Source organism: Nonomuraea ferruginea, assembly GCF_039540635.1.
GTDB lineage: Bacteria > Actinomycetota > Actinomycetes > Streptosporangiales > Streptosporangiaceae > Nonomuraea > Nonomuraea ferruginea.
On sequence record NZ_BAABFD010000024.1, the window covers coordinates 123,590 to 131,538 of the forward strand.

7 protein-coding genes are annotated in these 7,949 nt (G+C 73.9%); 1 reads left to right on the forward strand and 6 read right to left on the reverse strand.

Translation table 11 applies throughout. The annotated features are described in order from the left end of the window. Positions 1 to 74 precede the first annotated feature (74 nt). Positions 75 to 2,291, forward strand: a complete 2,217-nt coding sequence (locus ABD999_RS36715; protein WP_271277714.1) for a hypothetical protein — start codon at positions 75 to 77, stop codon at positions 2,289 to 2,291. Between the two features lie 7 nt (positions 2,292 to 2,298). On the opposite strand, the gene ABD999_RS36720 is transcribed toward ABD999_RS36715, so the two are convergent. From ABD999_RS36720 to ABD999_RS36745, 6 genes are all read right to left on the reverse strand, one after another. Continuing rightward, on the reverse strand, positions 2,299 to 2,481 hold the full coding sequence (locus tag ABD999_RS36720; protein ID WP_148031444.1) for a hypothetical protein: 183 nt from the start codon (positions 2,479 to 2,481) through the stop codon (positions 2,299 to 2,301). Positions 2,482 to 2,598: 117 nt separating this feature from the next. Beyond that, a complete protein-coding gene (locus tag ABD999_RS36725; protein ID WP_271277713.1) occupies positions 2,599 to 4,161 on the reverse strand; it encodes a glycerol-3-phosphate dehydrogenase/oxidase in 1,563 nt (520 codons plus the stop codon). A gap of 34 nt (positions 4,162 to 4,195) precedes the next feature. Continuing rightward, positions 4,196 to 4,681, reverse strand: coding sequence for an Lrp/AsnC family transcriptional regulator (locus ABD999_RS36730; RefSeq protein ID WP_148031442.1), 486 nt, complete (start codon positions 4,679 to 4,681; stop codon positions 4,196 to 4,198). Positions 4,682 to 4,704: 23 nt separating this feature from the next. Then, positions 4,705 to 5,298 (reverse strand): GTP-binding protein, encoded by a 594-nt coding sequence (locus tag ABD999_RS36735; protein WP_148031441.1) that lies wholly within the window; start codon positions 5,296 to 5,298, stop codon positions 4,705 to 4,707. Between the two features lie 249 nt (positions 5,299 to 5,547). After that, the gene (locus tag ABD999_RS36740; protein ID WP_271277712.1) at positions 5,548 to 6,420 is read right to left on the reverse strand and encodes a terpene synthase family protein; all 873 of its coding nucleotides are present in this window, start codon (positions 6,418 to 6,420) and stop codon (positions 5,548 to 5,550) included. A 110-nt stretch (positions 6,421 to 6,530) separates the two neighbouring features. Then, the coding region (locus tag ABD999_RS36745) for a CHAT domain-containing protein (RefSeq protein ID WP_345483127.1) at positions 6,531 to 7,949 on the reverse strand (1,419 nt) is incomplete at its 5' end.

Genomic DNA, 7,949 nt, shown 5'->3' on the forward strand with positions numbered 1-7,949 from the left:
TTTGACACTGTCGTGGGCGTGACAGAGTAGGCCTGTCCCTGGCGTGTCACGCGTGCCCTCATCATGCTGCGGTCATGGACGGGTTCCTGGACACCAGCACGAACGGCATGACCGAGTTGCGGGTGCACGGCGTGTCCGGCACGCCGCCCGGGGAGATGCTCAACCATCCGCATCCCCTGCTGGTCGCGGGCGACGGGACCACGGGGTTCTACCGGCGCTGGTGGCCGGCGGGCCGGCCGGAGACCGAGGACGCGGACGTGCCGGGCGAGCGTCACCGCGAGGCGTACGCGTGGGCCGGGCTCACCTCCGGCGGCCGGACCATCGCGCTGTGGCTGCTGCTCCTGCCGTTCGCGCTGGCCAACCTGGCGTACTTCATGCTGCCCAGGCCGGAGGGCGGGCGGCCGGTGCGGCGGGCCCTGGAGGCGGCTCAGCGGCTGTTCGCGCTGCTGCTGACGGGCACGCTGGTGGCGGCCGTCACGCGGGCCAGCGTGGACCTGATCGGCTGGCAGTGCACCGCCGCCGGGCGGGCGTGCGCGTACGCGACCGCGCCCGGCTGGGTGCGGTGGATGGCGGAGCTGTGGGGCGCCGAGCACTCGCGGCGGCTGGCCGTGACCGCGCTGGTGCCGCTCGCCGTGGTGGTGGTGCTGTGGGTGGTCGGGCGGCGGACGTGGCAGCGGGACGAGCGGACCGCCATGCCGCCCGACGGGTTCGAGCGGCCGGGCGTGCTGCTGGCCCGGCCGCGGCTGTGGCACGGCGACGAGCCGGTGCGGCGGCTGCGGGCGGTGCACGTGGCGTTCGCCCTCGGGTGGATCGGGCTGGCCGTGGCGGCCCCGTTCACCCGCTCGGGCCTCGGGCTGGTGCTGGCGGTGGCGAACGCCGTGGTGCTGGTGGCCGCGGTCCTGGCGGTGGTCGCGCCGGGGGTGGCGCGGCGGGTGGATCCGGGCGCCGACGATCCCGGCGGGGCGGTGCTGAGCCGGGTCTGCGCGGCGCTGGAGGCGGCGGGCGCGGCGGTGCTGGCCGTGACGCTGGTCGCGGCGGCGGCCGGGCTGCCCGGCGCGTCCGGCTCGCGCCAGTTGCCGGGGGTCGGGGCGGGGACGGTGCAGTTCGTGCTGACGCTGGGGCTGGTGGCGTTCACGCTGGCGGGCACCTGGTGGCTGGCCCGGCGCGACCGGGGGACGGGGCCGCGGGCGCTGGGCGGGCTGGCGAGCTGGTTCGCGCTGCTGGTGGCCGCGGCCGTGGCGAACGCGCTGGGCCTGGGCGTGATGTTCTGGACGGCCTCGTTCTTCGGCGTGCCGGCCTCACCGGGCGTGGGCGGGCCGGTGGGCCACAGGCTGTTCCTGGACGAGCCGGTGTGGTGGACGGCCGCGCTGGTGCCGGTCCTGGTCGCGGGCCTGGTGGTGGTCGGGCTCGTGCTGTGGAACGCGCGCAGGTCCGAGGCGGCCCGGCTGACTCCCGGGCTGGAGCCGCGCTACGGGCGGCACAGCGAGGAGGTGGCCGGCTGCTGGGCGCTGGCCGGGCTGACCGACCGGGCCGGGCAGGTGCTGGGGCTGCTGACCGGGATCGGGCTGGCGGGGTTCGCCCTGGTGACCGTGTTCTACCAGTTCCGGCTGCTGAGCCCGGTGGACGGGCTGGCCGGGCTGTTCGCCACGATCGGCAGCTGGGCGATGGCCGCGTTCCTCGTCGGGCTGGTGCTGCTGGGCCGGCGCGCGTACAGCGATCCGGGGCTGCGCCGGACGATCGGGATCCTGTGGGACGTGTCCACGTTCTGGCCGCGCGCCACCCACCCGCTCGCCCCGCCCTGCTACACCGAGCGGGTGGTGCCCGAGCTGATCTCCCGGGTGCGCCGGCTGACCAGGGATGACGCCGATCTGGTGCTGCTTTCCGGACACAGCCAGGGCAGCGTGATCGCCGCCTCGGTGGTGCTGCAGCTCGACCCGGCGGCGCGCGGGCGGGTGCGGCTGCTCACGCACGGCTCGCCGCTGCGGCGGCTGTACGCGGCGTTCTTCCCCGCCTACTTCGGGCCCGCCGCGCTGGGTGCGGTACGGGACGCGGTGCCCTGGTTCAACCTTTACCGGCTGAGCGACCCGATCGGCGGGCCCGTCCTGGGGCGGGTGGACCCGTTCGGGCCGCGCGAGTCGCTGTCGGCGGTGGACCTGTTCTGCTGGGACCCGGCCAGGCCGGAGCCGGGCGATCCGCTGCCGGAGACCCGCTGGCACGCCGGTTACTGGTTCGACCCGCCGTACGCGGAGGCGCTGCGCAGGCTCACCACGGCGACCCTGCGCGGCGGGTGAGCGGCCGCTAGTGGAGTTCGAGGATGAAGGCGGCGGCCAGCGCGGGCGCGCACGGCCAGGCGGCGCCGCAGGAGGCGCAGGCGTGCGCGGCTCCGGCCCGGTGGGCGTCCAGCGCGCCGGCCGCCCTGGCGAAGCAGGTCTCGCCCAGCGGGTCGTCGTGAGCGGGCTTCGTACCGAGGAGAACGGCCATGTCGGTCACCTTCGCTGCGTGTTCGGCTGCGCTCACTCTCTCTCGCCGGAGCGTCGCCGTCCGGGTCGAAGGACTCGCCCGGACCGCGTCTTCGGCCACACTTGACCGAAAGGCGGGTCAGCGGGCCAGGATGGCGGCCACGCGCTCGCGTACGGACGGGGTGTCGAGGCCGCGGACGGTCAGCGTGGTGCGGCGGCGGACCACGTCGTCGACCGTGACCGCCCACTCGTGGTCGCGGGCGTAGACCGCCTGAGCCCAGATGTCGGGGCCGTCGGGGTGGATGCGCTCGCCCAGGCCGGGGTCGTCGCGGATGAGCCGGGCCAGGTCGAAGGCGATCGAGCCGTAGTGGGAGGCGAGGTGGCGGGCCACCAGGGGGTCCATGCGGGCGTCGGGGTCGCGCTCGGTCCACAGCCGCATGGCCACCGCGTCGGGGCTCGCCAGCCCCGGCAGCGGCACGGCCGGCAGGACGTCGGCCAGGTCGTCGCCGAGCGGGTGGCCGGGCAGGTGGGCGAGCGTGTCGAGGACCACCCGCCCGATGTGGCGGTAGGTGGTCCACTTGCCGCCGGCGACCGACAGCATGCCGCCCGTGCCGCGGGTGAGCACGGTCTCGCGCTTGGCCGCGGTCACCTGGCCGGGGCCGCCGGGGAGCACGCGCAGGCCGGCGAAGGAGTAAGTGATGTCGTCGCGGCCCAGCTGGGAGCCGAGCACGGCGTGGCCGGCCTCGTCGAGGATCTGCGTGATGTCGGCCTCGGTGGGGCGCACCTCGGCCGGGTCGCCCTCGTAGGGCTCGTCGGTGGTGCCGAGCAGGAGGTGGTCCTCCCACGGGATGGCGAACGACACGCGGTACTTGTCGATCGGGATGGTCAGCGCGGCCTTCCAGGGCTCGTGGCGGCGCAGCACCAGGTGGGCGCCCTTGGACAGGCGGATGCTGGGCTCGGCGCCGGGGTCTTCCATGCGGCGCAGGTGGTCGATCCACGGGCCGGTCGCGTTGAGCACCAGCCGGGCCGACACGCCGAACTCGCCGCCGTCGAGCCGGTCGCGCAGCTCGGCGCCGGTGACGGTGGCGCCGGTCTTGCGCAGCCCGACGACCTCGGCGTGGTTGAGCACGGTCGCGCCCGCGTCGACGGCGGCGCGCACGGTCATGACCGCGACCCGGCTGTCGTTCATCTGGTGGTCGCCGTAGACGGCGGCGGAGCGCAGGCCGTCCATCTTGAGCGCGGGCACCCTGGCCTGCGCCTGCTGCGGCGTGATCACCTTGCCGACGCCGTCGCCGAACACCGACAGCGCGGAGTAGAGGAACACGCCCGCGCCGAGCTTGGCCGCGCCGTGGGGGCCGCCGCGGTAGATCGGGACCACGAACGTGAGCGGTTTGACCAGGTGGGGGGCGATGTCGCCGGCCAGCGCCCGGCGCTCCCTGTGGTTCTCCGCGACGAGCTTGACGTTGCCGGTCTGGAGGTAGCGCAGGCCGCCGTGGACGAGTTTGGACGAGGCGCTGGAGGTGGCCCCGGCGAAGTCGCCGGCGTCGACCATGGCGACGCGCAGCCCCGCCTGGGCGGCCATCCAGGTGACGGACGTGCCCAGGATGCCGCCGCCGATGACGAGCAGGTCGTAGGAGACCCGGCTCAGCTCCTCGCGCGTCTCGGCGCGGGTGGTCATCGCGGCGGTGCTCTTGGCGATCATGTGGTGCTCCAGTCGAGGCGGCGCCTCTATGATCTCACGCGGCCGGCGGTCGATCGGGCCCGGCGCTCTCGCCGCCCCGGGTCACGTCGGGGGCGCGGTGCTCGTACGGGGTGCTCAGCACCACGGTGGTCCGGGTGGACACGTTGGCGGCGGCCCTGATCTGCTGCAGGAGCTCCTCCAGCGCCACGGGGGACCCCACGCGGACCTTGAGGATGTAACTCTCGTCACCCGCGACGCTGTGGCACGCCTCGATCGCGCTCAGGTGGGCCAGCCGGTCGGGGGCGTCGTCGGGGGCGGCCGGGTCGATCGGCTTGATCGAGATGAACGCGGTCAGCGGCAGCCCGATCGCGTCATGGTCGACGATCGCGGCGTAGCCGCGCACCACGCCGCGCTTCTCCAGGCGGCGCACCCGCTGGTGGACCGCCGAGACCGAGAGCCCGGTCTCCCTGGCCAGGTCGGTAAAGCTCATCCGGCCGTCGCGGGCCAGCAGCGCGACGATCCGGCGATCGATCTCCTCCATCGGTCAAAGGTAGCCGGTCGCGTTCACGACATGGACCCGACGGGAGAGGCGCCCATGCGCATCGCGTGCTCGACGAGGGTGACGAGCACGTCCCTGCCGGACTCGCGGCGGCGGGCGTCGCAGCGCACGATCGGCACGCCGGGGTCGAGGCCGAGCGCCTGGCGCACCTCGCCGATGGTGAAGGGGCGGGCGCCGTCGAAGCAGTTCAGCGCCACCACGAAGGGCTGGCCGCGCTTCTCGAAGTAGTCGATGGCCGGGAAGCAGTCGGCCAGGCGGCGGGTGTCGGCCAGCACGACGGCGCCGAGCGCGCCCAGCGCCAGTTCGTCCCAGACGAAGAAGAACCGCTCCTGGCCGGGGGTGCCGAACAGGTAGAGGGTGTAGTCGCCGCGGATCGTGATGCGGCCGAAGTCCATGGCCACGGTGGTGGTGGGCTTGGTCTCCACCCCGGTCAGGTCGTCGACGGTGACGCCGGCGTGGGTGAGCATCTCCTCGGTGCGCACGGTCCTGGTCTCCGACACCGCGCCGACCATGGTGGTCTTGCCCGCGCCGAAGCCGCCGGCGATCAAGATCTTGATCGGGACGGGCAGCCGCCAGTGATCAGAGCGCCCGAAGTCCATCCAGCACCGCCTGTACGTCCCTCCGCGGCCGTGCCGCGCCCGCACGCCTCGGCCCGATCAACGGTGCTTGTCAAGGCGAGTCAGGGAGATCCATCTGCCTGGCATCGAGCCACCCTAGCAATGCCGTAAACCCCACTCAAGCACCCATGCCTCTTAAAAATCAATATGTAACTTTTGTCGCCTAGAGCACCTTCAGGTGGGGCGGATTTCTCCACCGAGTAAACCTGGTTGTCAGGTCATCGAACCGCTTCACCACTTCTGATGGTCATAGCCCGAAATATTGTGATAACCAGCACTAAAGCCGATTTGTCGCCACAAGTAGGTGGCGGTGCGCGGGCTGCGCTCCCGTACCCCGTGGATCAGCTCGCCCGCGTCGCGGGCGAGGCCGGTCATGGCCTCGTTCACGTCGGCCCTCGCCACCCCGAGCAGCAGCACGTTGAGCCCGCCCCAGCTCAGGTCCCTGCGGTACGAGGCTAGGTCGCCGAGCAGGTGGAGGTAGCGCTGCACCTGCTCGCTGGCCGGGCGCAGGTCCTCCAGGTGATCCCTGACCCACGTGTCGCCGGCGTAGATGAGGTGGGACAGGTCGACGAAGCAGGTACCGCGGCTGTCGGCGTTGCCGATGTAGAGGTCGAGCGAGACCTCGGCCGCGGTGTCGCGCCACACCCACGCTTTGCCCATCCCCGCCAGGGTCCTGCCGAGCTGCTCGCGCCAGAGCCAGTGCAGGTCGGCGAACTCCTGGACGGTGGCCAGCTCGTCGCGCAGGTCGGCCAGGAAGCGGGTGACGGCCGCCCTGGGCGCGGCGCCGTCGGCGACCGCCAGGCAGTCGCCGATCAGCTCGTTCACCTGCTCGCGGGTGGTGGCGGTGTGGTCGACGAGCCGGTCCAGGGCGAGCACCCACAGCGCGGCGCGGTTGACCACCTTGAGCCGCTCCGCCGTGGCCCACGGCGCCCCGAACGCGCTCGTCAGGGTCAGAGCCGAGTAGATTTCCGGGCCGAACGCCGCCCCCGGGAAAAGGCCTCCGTACATCTGGGCACAGCGCCGCAGGTCTCTGTCGCACTCGGCCGCCAGCGCGCACGTGCGGCCGAGTTCGAAGGCCTCGTCAAGCTCGCCGGGGGTCCTCACGGCCGCTCGGTCGGGAACATCGGCGACTCCCCTCAATAACCGGCTGATATCGCTGTGTAGCGAATTGTCACATGATCAGCATCATCCGATCAAGGTACAGCAGCGTGGCGTCAGGCCCCGATGGCGATGAACGAGACGTCGTCGCCCCTCGCCCGTCTCAGCGCCTCGGCCAGGCCCAGTCCGCTGCTGAGCCCGGCGTGCAGCCGGACCATGAGCGGAACCGCGTTCTCGTCGTTGACCGGCACCACGCTGGCGACGATGCCCGCGGTGCCGAGATGGAGCAGCGCGGTGGCCAGGCCGAGCAGCTCGTCGGCGCCCACGGCGGCCATCTGGGCGGAGTCGCAGCTGGACAGGACGAGCCGGTAGGGGGCGCGGCGCAGGCGTTCGAGGTCGTAGCCGGTGAGCGGGCCGTCGTCGAGATGGAGCGAGGAGAACATCGGGCTGTCTGCGCGGAAGGTGCCGTGGGCGGCCACGTGCGCGAGCCGGCAGCCGTCCATGGCTTCCAGCACCGCCTGCGCCGTGGCCGTGCCTCCTTCCAGCACGGTGGGCCCCGGGTCCTCGTACAGCTCCTCGATGGCCTGGATCTCGGCCTTGGCGTTGGGCACGTCAGGCCCGCCGACGAGGACGACGCCGCCGCCGGGTGGCGGCGCCGACGCGCGGGCGCGCAGCCAGGCGGCGGCGGACGGCGCCACGCTGAAGGCGGTCTCCCGCAGCGACGGGAGCAGCCCCCACGGCGCGGCGTGCAGCACGCTGGGCGGCACCACCACGCACGGCCCGCCGGCCAGCAGGGGGGCGACCGGCCCGAGCACGGCCTCCTCCAGCCGCCGTCCCAGCGCGGCCAGCTCCCCCGGGTCGGGCCGGAGCTGGTAGGCGAGGCGGCGCAGCCGGGACCGGGCGAACTCCGTCTCGGCGACCGCCCGCTCGGCCGGCCCGACGGCGTAGGAGCGCACCCGCCCATCGCCGCACAGCAGCACGTGCAGGGTGCCGTCGATGAGCACCAGCTCGGCGAGCCGCCCGCCGGGGCCGAGCGCGTCCAGCACCCGGCGGCAGTCGAAGCCGCGTTCCTCTCGCCAGCCGGGGCCGCGCAGGCGCAGCGTCCCGGCCCGTACCCGGGCCTCCAGCGCGGCGCGCTCGCGTTCGAGGCGAGGGGCGGAGGCGGCGCCGCCGGAACGCGCGGCGGCCAGCAGCTGGTCGACCCGGCGCAGCGCGGCGAGCCGGCCGAGCAGCTCCTGATCGTCCGCCGGCGGCGCGGGCGGCACGGCGATCGCGGTGGCGCGCCAGCGCTCGGTCCAGCCGAGCAGTTCGCGGCTGCGTCCGGCGCGGCGCAGGTGGCGCAGCGCGAGCTCGACCAGTTCGGCGCCCTGGGCGGTGACGAGCGCGCGCAGCTCCGACGAGCCGAACGTGAGCCGGTGCTCCTCGATCAGCTCAAGCCCGGCCCGGCAGGCCCGCAGCAGCCGGCGCGGCTGCCCGCCGGCCTCGGCCAGCAGCGCCTTGGCCTGCCACCCGCCGGCCCGCGCGGTGGCGGACCC

Excerpts from the sequence above, each read along its gene's own strand:
- ABD999_RS36735 (WP_148031441.1), bottom strand. The coding sequence starts at position 5,298 with ATGGACTTCGGGCGCTCTGATCACTGGCGGCTGCCCGTCCCGATCAAG.
- ABD999_RS36725 (WP_271277713.1), bottom strand. The coding sequence starts at position 4,161 with ATGATCGCCAAGAGCACCGCCGCGATGACCACCCGCGCCGAGACGCGC.
- ABD999_RS36730 (WP_148031442.1), bottom strand. The coding sequence starts at position 4,681 with ATGGAGGAGATCGATCGCCGGATCGTCGCGCTGCTGGCCCGCGACGGC.
- ABD999_RS36720 (WP_148031444.1), bottom strand. The coding sequence starts at position 2,481 with ATGGCCGTTCTCCTCGGTACGAAGCCCGCTCACGACGACCCGCTGGGC.
- ABD999_RS36715 (WP_271277714.1), top strand. The coding sequence starts at position 75 with ATGGACGGGTTCCTGGACACCAGCACGAACGGCATGACCGAGTTGCGG.